General features: G+C 57.4%; 11 protein-coding genes. 5 read left to right on the top strand and 6 right to left on the bottom strand.

Annotation, left to right across the window (positions count from 1 at the left end):
* Positions 1-4 precede the first annotated feature (4 nt).
* The 3 genes from CV013_RS01355 to CV013_RS01365 form a co-directional block, all read right to left on the bottom strand.
* On the bottom strand, positions 5-877 hold the full coding sequence (locus CV013_RS01355; RefSeq protein WP_102153465.1) for a crotonase/enoyl-CoA hydratase family protein: 873 nt from the start codon (positions 875-877) through the stop codon (positions 5-7).
* A gap of 167 nt (positions 878-1,044) precedes the next feature.
* A complete protein-coding gene (locus tag CV013_RS01360) occupies positions 1,045-1,830 on the bottom strand; it encodes an SDR family NAD(P)-dependent oxidoreductase (RefSeq protein ID WP_102153466.1) in 786 nt (261 codons plus the stop codon).
* 120 nt (positions 1,831-1,950) lie between these two features.
* Positions 1,951-3,123: an acetyl-CoA C-acetyltransferase gene (locus CV013_RS01365; protein WP_102153467.1), complete on the bottom strand. Its 1,173-nt coding sequence runs from the start codon at positions 3,121-3,123 to the stop codon at positions 1,951-1,953.
* A gap of 398 nt (positions 3,124-3,521) precedes the next feature.
* Between CV013_RS01365 and CV013_RS01370 the strand changes: the two genes are divergently transcribed.
* Together CV013_RS01370 and CV013_RS01375 are read left to right on the top strand one after the other, a co-directional pair.
* Positions 3,522-6,587, top strand: a complete 3,066-nt coding sequence (locus CV013_RS01370) for a TonB-dependent receptor domain-containing protein (protein ID WP_190276553.1) — start codon at positions 3,522-3,524, stop codon at positions 6,585-6,587.
* A 222-nt stretch (positions 6,588-6,809) separates the two neighbouring features.
* On the top strand, positions 6,810-8,795 hold the full coding sequence (locus CV013_RS01375; RefSeq protein WP_102153469.1) for a tetratricopeptide repeat-containing sulfotransferase family protein: 1,986 nt from the start codon (positions 6,810-6,812) through the stop codon (positions 8,793-8,795).
* 56 nt (positions 8,796-8,851) lie between these two features.
* On the opposite strand, the gene CV013_RS01380 is transcribed toward CV013_RS01375, so the two are convergent.
* Complete coding sequence (locus CV013_RS01380) at positions 8,852-9,499, bottom strand: 2OG-Fe(II) oxygenase (protein WP_232806544.1); 648 nt, start codon at positions 9,497-9,499, stop codon at positions 8,852-8,854.
* Positions 9,500-9,845: 346 nt separating this feature from the next.
* On the opposite strand from CV013_RS01380, the gene CV013_RS01385 reads away from it, so the two are divergent.
* Positions 9,846-12,932: a TonB-dependent receptor domain-containing protein gene (locus tag CV013_RS01385; RefSeq protein ID WP_223805354.1), complete on the top strand. Its 3,087-nt coding sequence runs from the start codon at positions 9,846-9,848 to the stop codon at positions 12,930-12,932.
* A 96-nt stretch (positions 12,933-13,028) separates the two neighbouring features.
* On the opposite strand, the gene clpB is transcribed toward CV013_RS01385, so the two are convergent.
* Positions 13,029-15,608 carry an ATP-dependent chaperone ClpB gene (gene clpB, locus CV013_RS01390; protein WP_102153471.1) on the bottom strand — a complete coding sequence of 860 codons (2,580 nt, stop codon included), beginning with the start codon at positions 15,606-15,608 and terminating at the stop codon, positions 13,029-13,031.
* Positions 15,609-15,898: 290 nt separating this feature from the next.
* On the opposite strand from clpB, the gene CV013_RS01395 reads away from it, so the two are divergent.
* Complete coding sequence (locus tag CV013_RS01395; RefSeq protein WP_102153472.1) at positions 15,899-18,838, top strand: M16 family metallopeptidase; 2,940 nt, start codon at positions 15,899-15,901, stop codon at positions 18,836-18,838.
* Positions 18,839-18,914: 76 nt separating this feature from the next.
* Positions 18,915-19,220: a hypothetical protein gene (locus tag CV013_RS01400; protein ID WP_102153473.1), complete on the top strand. Its 306-nt coding sequence runs from the start codon at positions 18,915-18,917 to the stop codon at positions 19,218-19,220.
* Between the two features lie 76 nt (positions 19,221-19,296).
* Here the strand turns inward: CV013_RS01400 and CV013_RS01405 are convergent, their stop codons facing one another.
* Entirely contained in the window at positions 19,297-20,388 is a 1,092-nt protein-coding gene (locus CV013_RS01405; protein WP_123639984.1) for an acyltransferase family protein, read from the bottom strand.
* Between the last annotated feature and the right edge of the window lie 24 nt (positions 20,389-20,412).

Genomic DNA, 20,412 nt, shown 5'->3' on the forward strand with positions numbered 1-20,412 from the left:
TGTCCTATTCGTAACCCGGTTCTTCCCACCACGGGTAGAAGTCCGGCATATGACTGCTGACCGTGTCGGGATAGACCGGACTGCGTTTTTCGAGGAAGCTGGCCACGCCTTCCTTCGCATCGTCGCTGCGGCTGAGGCGATAGATTGCCCGGCTATCGATCCGGTGGGCCATCATCGGATGGTCCAGAGCCGAAAGTCGCCACAACATCGCCCGCGTCATAGCCACCGATACGGCAGAGGTATTGTCGGCAATCTCTTGCGCCAATGCCCGCGCCGCGCCAATCAGTTCGCCCTGCGGGTGAACCGATCGCACCAGCCCGGCGGCCAGCGCTTCCTTCGCGCCGAAGATGCGCCCGGTCATGCACCATTCCAGCGCGGTCTGCATCCCGACCAGCCGGGGGAGGAACCAGCTCGAACAGGCTTCCGGCGTGATGCCGCGCCGGGCAAACACGAAGCCGAACCGCGCATTCTCACTCGCGAGCCGGATATCGAACGGCAACTGCATCGTCGCGCCGACACCTACCGCCACTCCATTACACGCGCCGATCAGCGGTTTCTGCGAATTGAACAGGCGCAGGGTCAGCCGCCCACCACCATCGCGCACCCGCTCGTCCGACAGGTCTTCGACCGGATTGGGATCGGAGAACACATGGCCGCCACCTTCCGGAGTGAGATCAGCACCGGCGCAGAAAGCCTTCTCCCCGCTGCCGGTCACGATCACCGCCCGCACGCTGTCGTCGGCGTCGGTGACATCGAGCGCATCGGTCATCTCTGCCATCATCGTGCGGGTATAGGCGTTCATCTTTTCGGGGCGATGGAGCGTGATGGTGGCGATCCCATCCGCGATGTCGAGCTTGATCTGGGTGTAGCCTTTCATGGCCCTCTCTTTTCAATGCCTTGGCCGAGACATGGACCACATGGACCACTGTCCTGGCGCAAAAAAGAAAGCGCCCCGTTCCGTGCCGGAAATGGCAGGCGGAACGGGGCGCTCTGAATGGTCATGGCGGGCAGGTTATCCCCTGCCTCGCCAGTAGGAAACCTGCATCAACGCGGTGCCATGCGGATCGCGCCGTCGATGCGCACATCCTCGCCATTGAAGTATCCGTTTTCGATCATGCACAGCGCCAGCTTGGCATATTCTTCCGGGTTGCCGAGCCGCTTGGGGAACGGGACGCTGGCGGCCAGCGCTTCCTTCACCTGCGGCGGAGCAGCATTCATCAGCGGTGTGTTGAAAATGCCCGGCAGGATCGTGTTCACGCGGATGCCTTCGCTCATCAGGTCGCGCGCGATAGGCAGTGTCATCCCGATCACGCCGCCCTTCGATGCCGAATACGCCGCCTGACCGATCTGGCCGTCTTCACCGGCGACCGAAGCGGTGTTGACGATGGCCCCGCGCGAACCGTCTTCGTCCAGCGGATCGACCGACATCATCCCGGCGGCCGATTTGGCGATGCAGCGGAAAGTGCCGACAAGGTTGATCTGAATGATGAAGTTGAATGCATCGAGCGGGAATTGCTTGATTTCGCCCGTGTTGCGGTCGCGGCTGGCGGTCTTGATCGCGTTGCCCGTGCCGGCGCAGTTGACCAGAATACGTTCCTGCCCGTGCGCTTCGCGTGCCTTGGCGAAACCGGCATCGACGCTGGCATCGTCTGTCACGTTCACTTCGCAGAACACGCCACCGATTTCCTCGGCAACTTTCTTGCCCTTGTCTTCCTGCAGGTCGAAGATAGCGACCTTTACGCCTTTGGCAGCCAGCGCGCGGGCAGTGGCTTCACCGAGACCCGATGCACCACCTGTGACAACTGCGGGGGTATTGGCACCAATTTCCATAACTTTCTCCTAAGACTGAAATTCACACATTCGTTTGATATTGCCGGTATGCGCGGGCCATCCCGAACCGCTTTCGCACGGTTCGCAAATGATGGCCCGCGGGCGCCGGTCAGGCGCCGATCACACCGCTTCGATAATCGTTACGTTCGCGACACCGCCACCTTCGCACATTGTCTGCAAGCCATATTTTTTGCCCCGTGCGTGAAGCGCGTTGAGCAGTGTGCTCATCAGTTTGGTCCCGCTGGCGCCCAGCGGGTGACCCAGAGCAATCGCGCCACCGTTGACGTTCAGCTTTTCAGGATCAGCGCCGGTGTGCTTGAGCCATGCCAGTGGCACCGTCGCAAAGGCCTCGTTGACTTCGTAGAGATCGATATCCTCGATCTTCAGACCGGCGCGCGCCAGCGCCTTGTCTGTCGCAAACAACGGTTCTTCCAGCATGATGACCGGATCGCCTGCTGTCACCGTCAGCGTGTGGATGCGGGCACGCGGTGTGAGCCCGTAATCCTTCAGCGCCTGTTCGGATACGATCAGCGCCGCACTCGAACCATCGCAAATCTGGCTGGAGCTGGCAGCAGTCAGAACGCCGCCTTCCTGCAACAGTTTTACCCCGGCGATGCTTTCCAGCGAGGCATCGAAACGGATGCCTTCATCGACGGTATGCAGCGCCTCGCCCTCAGGCGTTTCGATGCGGATCGGCACAATTTCACGCTCGAACGCACCGGCTTCGGTGGCGGCGATCGCCTTCTTGTGGCTGGCCAGCGCGAACCGGTCGCAATCGTCTTTACTCAGGCCGTGTTTCTGCGCGATCATTTCTGCGCCTACGAACTGCGACCACATGATACCGGGATACTTTTCTTCCAGACCTGGCGATTTGTAGTGCCCCATGCCCTCTTTCATATGGAAGCTGGCGCTTGAGCCCATCGGCACCCGGCTCATGCTTTCGATTCCGGCAGCAATCACGGCATCCTGCGTGCCGCTCATCACCGCCTGCGCGGCGAACTGGATCGCCTGCTGGCTCGATCCGCACTGACGGTCGATGGTTACCGCAGGGGTCGTTTCGGGCAACAGCTTGCTGGCCAGCACGGCATTGCGCCCCACCTGCATCGCCTGTTCGCCTGCCTGCGTGACGCAGCCCATGATGACATCGTCGATCCTGGTCGGATCCATCCCCGTCCGCTCAAGCACGGCGTCGAGCGATGCGGCCGCCAGATCGACCGGATGAACCCCCGCCAATCGCCCGCCCCGGCGCCCCCCTGCAGTACGAACGGCATCGACGATGTAAGCAGTGGGCATAGCAATTAGTCCTCTCTTGAAACTGTTTGGCGCTGGGTAAGTGGGGGTTACGTTAAGGTCAACCTTTCAGACCGCCAAAGGAACTTGGTGATTGTCGATCCGCCGCTTGCCCGAAAGCATTGTCGATTCCGCTTTATTATTACTACTGGGCCATATGTAAATTCCCATACACAACAATGCTTTGCGAGTGCGCGACCGTCCTGGTCATGGCACTGTTGCAATGATGACACATGGGCCACCCAAACTCCCCCTACTCTTGGGATACGGATTGCTCTCAAACACTATCTCTCTCATCCCATGAAGTAGCAATTCTAACGCAAGTAATAAAAGAGCGTTGGCTTCTGCTCTCACAATGGGGATTCGCCTTTAGGCGAACCAAAATGGGGACACACAAACTCATGAAGAAATCATCCATCCTGAAGCTGGGTGCTGCTCCGATTGCTATCGGATTGGTTCTAGGCAGCGCTCCGGCAATGGCTCAAGATACTGTCGATCAGGACAGCGGTGCAGATTCGGCACCCAGTAGCGAAGCGATTGTTGTAACCGGCTCGCGCATCGTTCGCCCGAATATGGAAGCGAACAGCCCGATTGCTGTCGTGACGGGCGAAGACACCGTCAAGAACAGCGATATCACGCTCGACACCTACCTGAACACTTTGCCTCAGGTTAACCCGGCTGGCACGACAACGTCGAACAACCCCGGAAACGGCGGTCAGTCGAACATCAACCTTCGTGGGCTCGGTTCTAACCGCAACCTCGTATTGATCGACGGACGTCGCCCGATGGTTTCGTCGTCGAATCAGGACGTCGACCTCAACACCATTCCGCAAGGTCTGATAGATCGCATCGAAGTGGTCACCGGCGGTGCTGGCGCCGCCTATGGTGCTGACGCGATAGCAGGCGTCGTCAACATTCGTATGAAGGACGATTTTGAAGGCGTCGACATGCGGTATTCTTATGCCAATACAGGCGATATGGATGCCGAGGAATGGCAGGTTAGTGGCACAATCGGCGGCAACTTTGCTGACGGGCGCGGCAACATCGCCATTTCGGCGGAACACTCCGAGCGCCAGTCTCTCATTAAGTCGCAGCGCGCATTTGCTGAGCAGGCAACCTCGACCACCCGGACTTTCCCGACAGGTCGTCTGGTTGAAGGCTCAAATCCGATTCCTCAGTCTGCAATCGACGCAGTCTTCGCTCAATATGGTGTCGCGGCTGGTGCGGCACCGTCGTCCGGCGCCAGCAACATCGGGTTTAACAACGATGGTACACTGTTCGGCACGGGTATCTTCAACAATCCGGAAAGTGTAACCAACTTCCGCTATCAGCCAGGGCAGGGAGCGAACCCCAACACGAACTTCTTCCCTGACTTCTATTCGTACAATTTCGATGCCATCAACCTGCTGGTGCTTCCGCTCGAACGTGACTCGGTATTCGGTCGTGGGCATTACGAAGTATCTCCCGAACTGGAGTTCTTCGCACAAGGTTCGTGGACGAAGTACACATCCTCGACTGCGCTGGCGCCTACTCCTGTAAGCACCTCGATCAACAATCCTGCAACTCAGACTTCCGTACGGAACGCGGTTTCCGGGTTGGTAGAACCTGGCAAGCGTGCGACTGCGTTTGTTGTCCCGGTTACGAACCCGTTCATTCCAGCTGACCTCGCAGCTCTGCTTGCCGCACGTATCGATGATAACACCAACTTCGTCGGCAGCGGCGCAACGGAACCGTTTCAGATTTCCAAGCGTTTCCTTGATGCTGGCCTTCGTCTGGACAAGACTGATACCGAAGTCATGCAGGGCCTTCTCGGCGTTCGTGGCGATCTCGGCTCGAAATGGCATTATGAAGCATATGTCTCGACCGGAAAGACCACCATTCGGGACGATTTACAAGGAAACGTCGACGTTCAGAAGGTTCAAACCCTTCTGGAAGCACCCGATGGTGGCGCGTCGATCTGCGCAGGTGGATTCAATCCCTTCGGTGTTCAGCCGTTGTCTCAGGCATGCCTCGATTATGTGAAGTCGCCAGCCTCAACTACCACGACTTTCACGCAGCAGATTTACCAAGCTTTCATCACGGGCGACCTTTTCGAATTGCCCGCTGGCGCGCTATCAATCGTGCTCGGTGGCGAACATCGGAAATTCAAATATCAGTATGATGCTGGCAGCCTGAATGGTCCGATCGCCGGTTTCAACACTGGCACCGATGACTATGGCACGAACACCTTTACCGACATTTTCGGTGAAGTGTACGTTCCACTGATCCGGAACGGCTTCGTTCAGTCCGCGGACCTGACGTTGCAGGCCCGTCACTCGACAAGCGATTTCAATGATATTGAAAATGGCATTGACGGCGAGAAGCAAAACAGCTGGGCATACGGCGCATTGTTCAGCGTTCAGCCGATTGACGCGCTTCGCTTGCGCTTTGGTTATCAGCACTCGGTACGCGCTCCGAACTTCGGTGAGCTCTTCTCAGGTGGCGGTTCTTTCCCGCAGTATTTCGATCCCTGCTCGTCAACGACAAACTATCGCACCTCTGGGGGCACGGAAGCCCGACAGATGTGCATTGATACTGGTATTTCATCGAATACTGTGGACATCTATCAGCAAACTCCTGGCAGCCAAGTCTACCTGGGTATCGTTGGCAATACTGACCTGAAGCCGGAAAAGGGCGATACAATCACTGCGGGTGCCGTGTTCCAGTTCGCCGGGTTCACCGGTTCTCTGGATTATTATAACATTCGGATTTCCGACCCGATCCTTGCTCCAGATCCTAACCTGGTCATTGCTGCCTGCTATGGCTACCACGGCTTTAACTCTTCGAATGATGCGTCCAATCCTTATTGCACAGGCCTCTACCGTACGCCGGATATCAGCTTCATTTCGGTTCCGGCCGAGCTGGGCGGTGACGCATCGGGTTACTTCCAGTCGGTGAACGGCGGTAAGATCAAGACCTCTGGGATCGACTTCCAGCTGGGCTATCAAGTTCCGACCGAATTCATGGGACCGGATTCGAGCATCCAGTTCAATCTGAACATGAACTACCTGATCGATTACAAGGTTGAAGAACTTGCCGGTCTCACGCTGGATTATGCGGGCACCGTCACCTACTTCGGTGAAGGTCTTGGCACGAGCCAGCCGCGTTGGAAGGGCACACTGAATACACGCGTTAACTTCACCAGCGATCTCGCTCTCGATACACGCGTGCGATACATCGATAAGATGAAGAACCGGGCATCGGTGCAGTTCCCAGGTGAAACCTTCCAAGGAGTCGGTGCGGCGGCCTATGTCGACCTGGCTCTTCAGGCGAAGGTAGCAGAGAAGTTCACATTCCGGGTTGGTGTGAACAACCTGTTCGATCGCGGACCTGAGCTTTATGCTCCGAACGTTCAATCGGGCACCGATCCGTCGCTCTATGACGTCATCGGTCGTCGTTATTACGTAACGATGGGCCTCAAGCTCTAAGTCCGGTTTAATACGAATATTGAAAGGGCGGGGCCATGGCCTCGCCCTTTCTGTTTAATCACCACGTTAGGTATATAGCGCCCTGCAACACCGATTTTCTCTGATTTTCCATGAACTTGCCTGTTTCTCAATATTGAGCAAGAAAGACATACCGCATCCTTGCAATCACGCAGGATGTCCTTCACATCGAAGTCGAAAGTCTCCGGCTGAACGGCTCGCAAAATGAATAAACTCAATTCAATGATGGCGCAGGCCACTCGCGCATTCCAAAGTGGTAATTATGTTGCCGCACGCGACATCGCCACACGCGCCGCCAAAACCCAGCTTAACAATCCGCAGGTTCTCCAGTTTCTTGGTATTGCACAGGCGAAAGCTGGCGATCCCAGCGAGGGGTTTCGGACACTTAAACGTGCCATGGCCTTGGCGCCTTCCGACCCGAAATTGCGTTTAAATGCCGCCCGGGCCGCCATAGACGCCGGCGCCCATACAGAAGTTGGCACGATCTGCTACCCGCTTGGCAATAATCCCGCTGCCCAGCAATTACTCGCCGAGGCAGCGCGAATCGCAGGACAATCCAATGTCGCCGCAGAACATCTCGCGAAGCTTGCCAGACAAAATCCCGAGAACGCGCAATACCTGAACAATTACGGCAACGCCCTTCTCGACATGGGCGACGTTCAGCAAGCCGTAGATTTTCTAACCCGCGCAACTGTGCTGGCGCCGGGTGAAGCCAAAATATGGCTTAACCACGGTCGCGCCCTAATGCACATGCAAGATATTGAAAATGCAAGATTATCCTTCTCTAGAGCACTCAAGTTAGCGCCAGCTGATCCGGAAGTAAATCTGGAACTCGGCAAAGCCCTTTTGCGCAACGGAATCTACGAAGAGGCACTCTCACGCTTTGCGGAGGCTGCGAGAAATGGCATCCAAAATGTCGACGTATTTCTCCATATCGGCCTTTGTTTCCTGTCTCTAGAACGGCGCTCCGACGCCGAGCAGGCCTACCGCATGGCATTGCACGTCGATCCGCAATCGACCCGCGCCACGCTCAATCTCGCAGTACTTCTGGAACAGGAAAACCGAATTGATGAATTAGAAGCACTCACTATGTCCGCGACCGATTCTGGTATGTCGGGATCGGATATCGACTACTGCCGAGCCCTCGTTCTTCGGAGGGAAGGTCGCTTGAGTGAAGCTTTGGCGCTGGCGGAAAAGGCTGAGCCGGATTCTCTTGACGAAGTTATCCATGCTCAGTTCATCGGTCAGGTTGCCGATCGTCTCGGAGATTCCGATAAGGCATTCGCAGCCTTTCGATCCATGAATGCTGCAATGAGCCAAAAGCCAGAGGCACTCCTTTTCGACGGGACAGAGCATTGTGCTTTTATCGGGGAACGCACTAGAGCCATTACCTCTGATTGGTTTAAGGATTGGACCATCCACACCGCAGACGATGGTCAAATATCTCCAGTATTTCTAGGCGGTTTTTTGCGTTCGGGTACTACGTTGCTTGATACGGTACTGATGGCCCATCCCGACACCCACGTGCGCGAAGAGGAGGCCATGTTGGCGCGCCTTGAAGAAGCTGCACCGCCAATTGCGGACCTGCCGACACTCTCTTCAAAGCGAATTGAAACCATGCGAGCGGCGTATTTCGCCGAACTTCGCAATGGTGGAGAATTACCGCGCAACAAAATGCTGATCGACAAATATCCGCTTATGCCGGTACGGGCGGCATTTATTCATCGCGTATTTCCCGATGCGAAATTTTTATTCGCACTGCGGCATCCCTGTGACGTGGTATTAAGCTGCTACATGCAGAATTTCCGGGTTACGCGGGCAATGGCAAGTTTTCTAAGTTTGGAAAACGCGGCCCGACTATATGCAGCTACAATGACCCACTGGCAGCAGGCCCGCCGTGTTATGCCGCTTAACGTTCACACCATCCGCTATGAAGATCTGGTTCAGGATTTCGAAGGTCAGATTAGGGCGGTAATTGAATTTCTCGGGCTTAAATGGACTGATTCGCTGCTTGATTATCAAACAACAGCAGTAGAGCGCGGATATATTCGAACGCCGAGTTACTCGCAGGTTACTGAAAAAGTCTATACTCGGTCCAGTGGTCGCTGGCTCAAATATCGCGCTCACCTCGAACCAATTCTTCCGATCCTCTCTCCATGGATCGAACAATTCGGATACGAACCGCTTTAGCTGCCCTGTCAATCACTCCTCTCGACTTTGGCTAAAGTGCGCGTGGGATCACAGTTCTAAGGGATCTGGGTCCGAAGCCAGCCAGTCACTGAGATTCGTCGCTCGTCTACCCACGGCGCCACATAGCTAACGTGGTGTGCACATGGCACGCTAAATATGCGTAATGAATTGAAATCTGGAACAAAGCCGGAGAACTCATTTCCGTCCTCCATAACGAGTAATCCACCCCAGTCTGGTTGCCAGCGCGTGGTAAGGCTGTAGACGTAGGCTGCAACGCGATCTTTGCCCTCAACCCCGTCGTCATGAGTGGTGAGGAAATCGCCTGCTCTAAAATCCGTCGCTTGCGCGTCAACAAACCTCACGTCCGGCCGATCCACCAATTTGCGAAAAAAGCCGAGGATTTCCGGAGAGTTCATGAACTCCGCGAATTTATCAAGTACGCGACCTCGCCGCACACGAACAGCGGCATCGTCTGAGACACGGATCGCACGATAGCGATATTGCAATCCATCACGCGCTGCGTCTTCCACTTTGTTGCGCAAGATCGTTCGCTGAGCTCCATTGAGGGCAAGGTATGTAGAGTGCGGCATTTCGTAAACTTGCTCGCCAGCACGAAAAATTTCCAGCCAGTCAGCAGCTGATCCCAGTTCGTCCGACAAACGCTGAGCCATAGCGACTGACAAGAACTCGGGAATCGACACCATTCCCCTCACTCCAAACTCGGAAGTGAGTGTGTCGATGTCATCACGGGGTATCGAGACAAAGCGCATTTGAAGCCGATAGCGTTCAGCAGTGGAGGATACGAGAAATATGTGATAGATATTCCGATCCACGCGAGCTAGCGTCGCTCAGCGTTCACATCCACCGTGTGTTGCAGAAGAGTGACACAGGTTGCAGTTCCCGTAACCACGGACGGATTACAATTGCGACATCGCGGTCAATCTCCCATTAATGCCGCAGTAGTCCGACCATTGGCGACAAAGGTCGACAACACCGAACTCTGGCTTTGAGAGTCGGCTTCTTGCCGACATGACTTGGGGACACATTTACATGAACAACTCGCGTATTTCTGCCTGGAGCAGAAAGGGCCACCTATTTGCAGGTGCCGGTATCGCAGCGCTGATGCTGGTTTCCAGCCCGGCAGTCGCACAGGACGCCAGTGACGATTCGAACAGCGGCACCGCCGCGCAGGATAGCGCCGCTCGGGACAACGGATCCGCAATCGTCGTTACCGGTTCGCGTATTCAGCGCCCTGAACTCGTCGGACTTGAGCCCACTGTATCAATCGGTGAGACCTACCTCACTGACCGCAACCTCACCAATATCGCTGACGCGCTCAACGAACTTCCGCAGTTTCGGGGTAGCGTGACACCGAATGGTGCACAGTCAGGCTACGGCAGCGGCGTCAACTTCATCAACACGTATGGCCTTGGCTCGAACCGCACACTTACCTTGATCGACGGTAAGCGAGCTGTATCATCGAACCTTCCATCGCTCTTTGGACCTGGCTCGCCTGGCACACAGGTCGACCTGAACATTATTCCGTCGATCCTGATCAAGCGCATCGATTCAGTGACCATCGGTGGGGCACCTGTTTATGGCTCCGACGCTATCGCAGGAACAGTGAACATCATTCTTGATGACAACTATTCCGGCTTCAAGGCTCAAGCCACCAGTGGTCTTTCCGATCGAGGTGACAATTTCCGCTATAACGTCTCTGCCCTGGGCGGTATGGATTTCCTTGATGGGCGCGGACACCTGACCCTGGCAGCTTCATATGACAGCGTGAAAGGTGTGCGCGGCGTTGATCGCAAGCACATTCGGGACAACCTTGGCTATCTCAACAATTGCACGAGCGGGACCCCTGATCCCGATGATGGCCGGGTAAATCCCAATATTGGCTGTAATACAAGCACTTCCGACGGGATCCCGGCACGAGTTCTGTCGAAGAATCTGACTTCGCCTTACCTCTCATCTGGCGGGGTGGTTTTTGACGCCACTGGTGGAGGACTGGGTGCAACCGGCCTTCAGTTCGACAGTAACGGCAACCTTATTCCAGTGGCTCCGGGATCGCGTCTTACTGGTTTCTTCCAGTCTGGCGGTAACACGTATCAGACCTCTGATCAGACTCAGGTTACCAGCGATGTGCGGCGCTTTAGCGCATATGCAGCAAGCACGTACGAACTGTCTTCAGCGGCGACAATTTATGCGAATGGCCTGTATTATAATGCAGAAACGCATGAGCAAGGCAGCAATCCCACGTTCAACACTTGGGTGTTTGATCCTGACACAAGCGGCGGTTTGACATTTGATGTCGCCACGACACCTTTTCTCAACGACAGTGCACGCGCCGAACTTCTTGGCTTAGGCGTCGAAACACTCAATCTATCTCGCTCGAATGAAGACCTCTTCGACAACGGCGCTTTGACAAAAACCGAACTCAAGCGCGGTGTTGTGGGCGTACGCGGTGACTTAGGCCGCGGCTTGAACTACGATGTGAGTTTCAACTACGGAACCGTTGAAATTCAGAATATCTCTCAGGAGATTAACCAACAGCGCTTTATTAACGCAGTTAGTGTGGAGCAGGGGCCAAACGGAGCTGTCTGTACAGTAAATCCAACTGTACCTGTGGCACCGGATCAGCCGGTTCAGCCTACCGCTGATCCAAACTGCCAGCCACTTAACCTGCTTGGCTATGGTGTAGCCAGTGCCGCAGGGCTCAACTACATTCGCGAAACCGTTAACAATCCGGCATCGCTTGATCAGTGGGTTGTCAATGCCAACGTTGGTGGCAACTTGTTTGATACTTGGGCCGGCCCGATTGGTTTCAATGTGGGTTATGAGCACCGCAATGAGAAAGCCGCCTTTAATACGTCCAGCTTCACACAGAATGGCGGCGGGCGCAGCTCGGCGGTCGCGCCAACTGCAGGTAGCTACAATTTGGATGAAGTGTTCGGCGAAGTTCTTGTCCCACTTGTCTCGCCTGCTAACGATTTTCCCGTTATCTCCTCGGCGGAGGTTTTCGGTCGCGTGCGGTATGTTGACAACACTGTAAACGGTGGTTTCACAGCATTCGCTGCTGGAGGCAAGGTCGGACTATTCGATACACTTCAGTTCCGTGGTAACTTTACCCGCTCTTTCAGAGCGCCCTCGATTACCGAGTTGTATCTCCCACAGAGCCCGACCTTCGAGCGTCCGTCGGACTTGTGCACCGCGTCGGCGATCAATGCCGGTCCTTCGCCGGATATTCGCAAGCGCAATTGCACTGCGTTCCTCCAAGCAACGAACAACGATCCGGCAACATACACATTGCTCGCCTCTCAGGCTTCGGTGGCTGGCATCAGTGGCGGCAATCCAAGTCTGGCCAACGAACAAGCTGATAGCTACACCTTTGGCGTAGTCTTCCAGCCGAAGTTCATTCCTGGCCTGACAGCAACAGCTGATTATGTGAATATCAAGATTAAGGATCCAATTGCCAATCTGACAACTGCGCAGATTGCGAGCGGCTGCTTTGACAATCCTGATTTTGATACAAGCAATCCGATCCAGGGGAACAACTTCTGTAAGCAACTGGGCTTCGGATCGGATGGTCAGATTCCAAACACCCCGACCGACCCCGCTGTTCGTTCTGGCTTCGTTAATGGTCAGAGCACAGAATTTGAAGGCATTACCGGTGTTCTTGACTACCGTACTCGCCTGTTCAACTTGCCCGGTGTTTTCGGGCTTGGTGCTAACGCCCTGTATGTGATGTATCGTTTGGTCGATAATACGGGTATTGCGCCAATTCGCAGCGATGGCCTGCTTGGTGATCCCAAGTTCTCTGCCCAAGGGAAGGTATCATATGACTCGGACAGCTGGGGCTTTGCCACTTTTGTGAATTTCACAGGTAAGCAACTGGCTTCACAGACCAACCGTGGGCCTAGCCCGAACGACACTCGCGAATTCGATTCATATTCGGCATTTGCGACCTTCGATGCGAATATTTACTTCAAGACCGCAGATAACTTCCGGTTTAACGTGTCGGTAACCAACATCGGAGACCGTATCGGACAGAGCTACTATGGATATATCATCCCGGCTTCTGTATCGGACGATATCGGACGTCGCATCAGCGTAGGAATCACGAAAGAATTCTGATTTAGAATCCGATTGCTACATAAAAGAAAGGGCCCCGGGAAACCGGGGCCCTTTTGTATTAGGTATGCTGTGCGGCAAGTGGTGTCGGTCCCCCCCTCACTCCACCGTCATCTTCAACTCGCCATCGCCTTCGTCGATCCGCACGGTGCTGCCGTCTGGCACATCGCCGCTGAGGATTTTCTCGGCCAGGGGGTCCTGGACATAGCGTTGCACGGCGCGTTTTAGCGGGCGGGCGCCATAGACCGGATCGTAGCCGACACGGCCCAGCCATTTGCGGGCCGCTTCGGTCAGGTCGAGGGTGATCTTGCGATCTTTCAGCAGCTTCTGAACCCGTGCGACCTGTATTTCGACGATCGGCGCCATGTGCTCCGTGCCCAGCCGGTGGAACAGGATGATCTCGTCCAGCCGGTTGAGGAATTCGGGGCGGAAATGGGCGCGGACCACGTCCATCACCTGCGGTTCGACATCTTCCACCTTCTGATCGTCGGTCATGTTCGACAGGTACTGGCTGCCCAGGTTGCTGGTCAGGATGATCAGCGTGTTGGAGAAGTCCACCACCCGGCCCTGCCCATCGGTCAGCCGCCCGTCATCGAGCACCTGTAGCAACACGTTGAACACATCGGTGTGTGCCTTCTCGACTTCGTCGAACAGCACGACCTGATAGGGGCGACGGCGCACGGCTTCGGTCAGCACCCCGCCCTCTTCATAACCGACATAGCCCGGAGGGGCACCGATCAGGCGGGCGACGGCGTGCTTCTCCATGAATTCGCTCATGTCGATCCGCACCATCGCGCTGTCGTCGTCGAACAGGAACCCGGCCAATGCCTTGGTCAGTTCGGTCTTGCCGACCCCGGTCGGGCCAAGGAACAGAAAGCTGCCCAGTGGCCGGTTCGGATCTTGCAGACCAGCCCGTGCCCGTCGAACGGCCTTGGACACAGCCGCGACCGCCTGCTCCTGACCGATCACGCGCGTACCGATCAGCTCTTCCATCTTGAGGAGCTTATCGCGTTCGCCTTCCATCATCTTATCCACTGGCACACCGGTCCAGCGGCTGACGACCGAGGCGATATCGTCTTCGGTGACTTCTTCGCGCAGCAAAGCGTTCTGCGCCTGACCTTGCGCGGCCGCGAGTGCCTTCTCCAGTTCGGGAATGCGACCGTAGGATAGCTGCCCCGCCCTGGCGAGATCGCCTTCGCGCTGCGCCTGCTCCAGTTCGATGCGGGCCTGATCCAGCTCTTCCTTGATCTTGCTTTCCGCAGCGATCTTGTCACGTTCGTTCTGCCAGCGGGTCGTCAATTCGCTCGACTGCTGTTCCAGATTGGCCAGTTCCTCGCGCAGATAGGCGAGGCGGTCCTTCGACGCCTGATCGCTTTCCTTGCTGAGGGCCTGTTCCTCGATTTTGAGCTGGATGATCCGCCGGTCGAGGTTTTCGATTTCTTCCGGCTTGCTTTCCACTTCCATGCGGATGCGGCTTGCCGCTTCGTCCATCAGGTCGATTGCCTTGTCGGGCAGGAAACGGTCGGTGATATAGCGGTTGGAAAGCGTCGCGGCGGCAACGATCGCACCGTCGGTGATCCGCACACCGTGGTGCAGTTCGTAACGATCCTTCAATCCGCGCAGAATGCTGATGGTATCTTCCACCGTCGGCTCGCCCACGAACACCGGCTGGAACCGGCGCTGCAGAGCGGCGTCCTTTTCGACGTATTTCTGATATTCGTCGAGCGTGGTGGCACCGATACAGTGCAGTTCGCCACGTGCGAGAGCAGGCTTGAGCAGGTTGCCTGCATCCATGCTGCCTTCGCTGGCACCTGCCCCGATCAGGGTGTGCATCTCGTCGATGAACAGGATGATTTCACCGTTCGCGCCTTTGACTTCGTCGAGCACGGCCTTGAGCCGTTCTTCGAATTCGCCGCGATATTTTGCGCCCGCAATCAGCGAACCCATGTCGAGCGCCATCAGCTTGCGATCTTTCAGGCTATCGGGCACGTCGCCATTGGCGATACGCAGCGCCAGTCCTTCGGCAATCGCGGTTTTACCGACGCCGGGTTCACCGATCAGCACAGGATTGTTCTTCGTCCGCCGAGCGAGAATCTGCACCGTGCGGCGGATTTCCTCGTCACGGCCGATCACAGGGTCGAGCTTGCCCGAACGCGCCGCTTCGGTCAGATCGCGCGCATATTTGCTCATCGCATCATAGGCATCTTCCGCCCCGGCGGAATGCGCCTGACGGCCGCCGCGCAGTTCGGTAATCGCTGCCTCAAGAGCCTGCGGGGTAACATTGGCCGCCTTCAGCGCCTGCCCCGCATTGCTGGTCGTCGCCAGCGTCAGCGCCAGCAGCAGGCGTTCGACAGTCACATAGCTGTCGCCGCTCTTGGTCGCTGCCTGTTCGGCCTGATCGAGCACGCGCACACTGTCGTTATCGAGGCCGGGAGTCGATTGGGCGCCGGAACCGGACACTGCAGCGATCTTGCCCAGTGCCTTGTCCACTTCCTGCACCGCGATGGCCGGATTGCCCCCGGCGCGGGTTATGAGGCCTGCCGCCATACCTTCGCTGTCTTCCAGCAACGCCTTCAGCAGGTGATCGGGGGTAATCCGCTGATGGTTCATGCGGATGGCTACGGTCTGCGCGCTCTGGATAAAGCCCTTGGCGCGATCGGTGAATTTTTCGAGGTTCATTGTCTGTCCCTGTTCCTTTCAGACCACAGATAGTGTTGCGTAATGGCAACACAAGGCCGCCGCCGCGGTATTTTTCGGTAGCGGTGTGTTGTTTGACTAGGTGGGTGATCTGGCATGAGCGCGCAAGGGCCGACACGCTACGACCTCACCAAACCGGCGATGCGCGGATCATGGTGTTATCTCACGACGCCTGCACTCTGCCGTATGCCGTTCGTCGAAAAGGCGTGACGGGCCGCCTATGGCGAGATAGTTTCACACGCAGCTATATTCACAAGCTAAGAGGACTATTCATGAAGCTCCGCATCGCCCGCAAATGGGCTGCGACCAGTATGGTCGCGCTATCGCTCGCAACTCTTTCGGCAATCCCGGCACAGGCCGCACCTGCCTCTCAACAGTCTGCGATGGCCAGCGCGCCCGCTCCGGCCCCGGTGTCGGAACTGATCGATGCGGTGTCGATCCCCTATGAGCAATTCAAGCTCGATAACGGATTGACCGTACTGGTTCACACCGACCGCTCTGCCCCGGTGGTCGCGGTATCGGTGTGGTATGGCGTCGGCTCCAAGAACGAGCCGAAGGGCAAGACGGGCTTCGCGCACTTGTTCGAACACCTGATGTTCAACGGCAGCGAGCATTCGCCGGGCGATTTCTTCGAACCGCTGCAACAGGTCGGCGCGACAGATTTCAACGGCACCACCTGGTTCGATCGTACCAACTATTTCGAAACTGTGCCGTCCGCCGCGCTTGATACGGCGCTGTTTCTGGAAAGCGATCGCATGGGCTACCTGCTCGGCGCGGTTACGCAGGAAAAGCTCGATAACCAGATCGGCGTGGTCCAGAACGAGAAGCGGCAGGGCGATAACCAGCCATACGGACTGGTCGAATACGAACAGCTCGAAAACCTCTATCCGGTTGGCCATCCCTACCACCATTCGACCATTGGTTCGATGAAGGATCTGTCGGGCGCCACGCTTGACGATGTGAAGAACTGGTTCACCGATCACTATGGCCCGAACAACGCCATTCTCGTGCTGGCGGGCGATATCGACCTCGCCACTGCGAAGCAGAAAGTGACCAAATGGTTCGGCGCCATCCCCGCCGGGCCTAAAGTCGCTCCGGTCAGCGCCCCGGTTCCGACCCTGCCCGCACCGCTGACCAAGACAATTTACGACAAAGTCGCCACGCCGCGCGTCTATCGCATGTGGGCGGTGCCGGGGCTTGATAACCCCGACTACATCCCGCTGGCGATGGGCGCGACCGTGCTGGGCGGCCTCGCCAGTTCGCGGCTGGATAACGCGCTCGTCCGTCAGCAGAAAGTCGCTGTAAGCGTTTCGGCCAGCGCCGATATCTTCGCGCAGGCCGGGCAATTCGTGATCTTTGCCGATGCCAAACCGGGTGTAAGCGAAGAAGAACTAGGCAAAGCGCTCGACGCGGAAATCGCCAAATTCGTTGCCGAAGGGCCGACAGCAGACGAACTGCAACGCGCCAGCACTGTCTATGCCGCAGGACAGATCCGCGGACTGGATTCGCTGGGTGGCTTCAACGGCAAGGCGCCGACACTGGCTCAGGGCCTGCTCTACAACGGCGATCCGAAGCACTACAAAGCCGAGCTGGAAACGGCCGCTGCGATGACACCGGCGAAGGTTAAGGCAGTGACCGCCGAATATCTCTCGCGCCCTGCGTTCCAGCTCACCGTTACACCGGGCGAACGCAAGGAAGGCGGCGAAGATCGTGGCGGATGGGGTGCTGCCCCGATAGCGGCTGCGACCGATGGCACTGTGGGCGGCAAAGGCGCGCCAGCGCGCCATCCTGCCTACTACATGGCCCCCGGCAGCGAAGCAGGTGCCACGTTCGCCACTGCCGCGGACCGTGCGAAAGTGCCCGAAATCGGCACGATCAAGCCGCTTAAATTCCCGAAGATCGAACGCGCAAAGCTGGCTAACGGGATGGAAGTCTATTTCGCGCGGCGCGATTCCGTGCCCACCGTTAGCGTGAAGATCGATTTCGATGCGGGGTATGCCGCCGATCCACGCAATAAGCTGGGCCTGCAATCGCTGATGCTGCGGACCATGAACGAAGGCACAACCGATCTCGATTCGCAGGAACTGGCCATTGCCAAGGAACGGCTGGGCGCATCGCTCGGCGGTTATGCCAGCCTCGATGAAACCAGCTTCGGGCTGGACGCACTGGTGCCGAATTTCGCTGCGTCGCTCGACCTGATGTCGGATTATATTCGCCACCCGGCATTCGATAACGATGCACTGGAACGGGCACGCACACAGCAGCTTACCCGTATCAAGAACGAGATGAACAACCCCGGCGCCATCGCGCAGCGGGCGCTGTTCCCCACGCTGTTCGGCAGCCACCCGTATGGCATCGCGCCCAGCGGCACCGGCGACGCAGACGTTGTCGCCAAGCTGACCAGGGCCGATCTGGAGCAGTTCCACGATACATGGCTGCGCCCCGACCGCGCCAAAGTGTTTGTCGTGGGCGATACGACGCTGGCTGAAGTAACCAAGCTGCTCGATGCCAGCTTCGGCGACTGGAAAAACCCCGCCGGTCCCGCACCGAAGAAGGATTTTTCCGCTGCCATCCCGACCCAGCAGAGCCGCGTGATTCTGATCGATCGCCCGTCTTCGCCGCAGTCGGTGATCTATGCCGGTCGGGTTCTGCCGCATAAGGGTAGCGACGATCTGATCGTGCTCGAATCCGCCAACGAAGTGTTCGGTGGCAGCTTCCTCAGCCGGATCAACATGAACCTGCGCGAGACGAAGGGCTGGTCCTATGGGGTCCGTAGCTCGATCGTGGAACCGGATGATCGGACCACTTTCACCATCTACGCCCCGGTTCAGGCGGACAAGACCGGCGATTCTATCGTCGAACTGCGTAAAGACCTCGATGCCTACACCACAGGCGGTAAAGGCGTGACGCAGGAAGAGCTGGTTCGTCTGGTGAACGGCAACGTTCGCGAACTGCCTGGCCGTTTCGCCACATCGGGCGGCGTGTTGAACGGAATGGTCAACATCGTCGAGAACAAGCGCCCCGACAACTATTACGAAACGCTCGGCGCGAAATACACCGCACTCACCGCAGACCAGCTCGACAAGGCCGCTCTGGCCGATCTGAAGGGTAGCGATCTGGTGTTCGTCGTGGTTGGCGATGCCAAAGTTGTCGAACCGCAGCTCAAGCAGATTGGCCTGCCGGTTGAAGTACGAAAGGCAGATAGCGAGTAAGCTAGTGTTGACAGCAGTGTCAGTAACGGCAATTGATTGTCCCACTGACACTGCTGCACTCAAGAGGAGAAGAAATATGTCCGTAGGCGGAGCTTACGATTGCGTGACCAAGACCCCGATGGGCGATCAGAAGAGCGTGTTCACTGTCGTGCCGAGCGACGATGGCACCACCTTCACCGGCCAGAACGCCGGCGCGATGGGTACGATGGACGTTCAGGACGGTAAGATCGACGGTAACACGTTGACCTGGACCATGAACATGACCGTGCCGATGCCGATGAAGCTTGAAGCCACCGCGACTGTGGATGGCGACGCACTGACCGGCGAAGTGAAGGCCGGGGCGTTCGGTTCGATGGCCATGACTGGCCAGCGCCAGGGCTGATCGCAGACGCGAAATCACCGAAGGGGGCGTCGGGAGCGATCCCGGCGCCCTTTTTTCGTGTCATGTGTATTTCGTGTCAGGCACTGGTGGATGGGCGGGTCTGCATCCGCCGCGCCAGCACTGTGCCCCAGTCCCGCGCCGGATGTTCGATCCAGCGATAAGTCGCCAGCGCGATCAGATAAGTGCCGCCCACAGTGGCCAGCGTGATGGCCATTGCTTTGCCCCACCCGTCGATGCCGAGCGCCGCACAGGCCGCTGCTGTGACATACAGCGGGATCATGTGGATGAGGTACGTCGAATAGGAAATTTCCCCCTGATGCACCAGCGCGCGCGATCCCAGCAGTTGCGCCAGCAGTCGCAGCGGCCCACGATCCGATAGCGCAGCGATCAGCACGATTGCGATCATCGCCAGCGGCAGGATAATCCACACGCCGCCCTGCCAGACAGCGCAGCCCGCAGCGAGCGTCGCCGCTGCCAGCCAGCGAAGGCTGCCGCCCTGCCCCGTTGCCTTTGCGGCAAATATGCCCACTGCGAACAGGAACAGTTTGTTGCCGATAAAGGCGCTGCCGAATTGCGGCCCCAGCGCGAGCAGCAAAACGCATATTGTCAGCAGCAGGGCCAGCCTGTCCCACCGCCGCAGCGCCCACATCGCCAGCGGCGCGATCAGATAGAATTGCATTTCCAGCGAAATGCTCCACGCCTGCCCCAGTATCGTGAACGCCGCCTGTGGCAGCACACGATTGGGCACGATCCCTTGCGCCAGCGGCAGATGAACTGCCAGATGCGCTGGCAGGTTATCGAGCGCCAACCGCACCAACTCAATCCGGCCCGCATTGCGCGCGGTGTCTGGCAGCGTCTCCCACGCGAACTGCTGCACCGGCAACAGCGCGGCGGAAATCAGCAAGACAACCAGATAGAGCGGCGCCAGCCGAAACACGCGCCGGGTAATATACGGCGCAAATGGCTCGCTACGCCGGTCGATCAGCCCCGCGATCACAAAGCCCGACAGCACGATAAACACGTCGACCGCCAGCCCGTTGCGGTCGATCACCGGCAGGTTCCACCCCATCGCCAGCGACAGGTGCCCCAGCACCACCCACCACGCCATCACCCCCCGCAACCCTTCGAGCGGGAGGATTTTGGTGTGGGAGGTATGTGCAGCGCTCACGGGCGATCTGTCAGACGCTGCAAG

Source organism: Tsuneonella flava (genome assembly GCF_002870965.1).
GTDB lineage: Bacteria > Pseudomonadota > Alphaproteobacteria > Sphingomonadales > Sphingomonadaceae > Tsuneonella > Tsuneonella flava.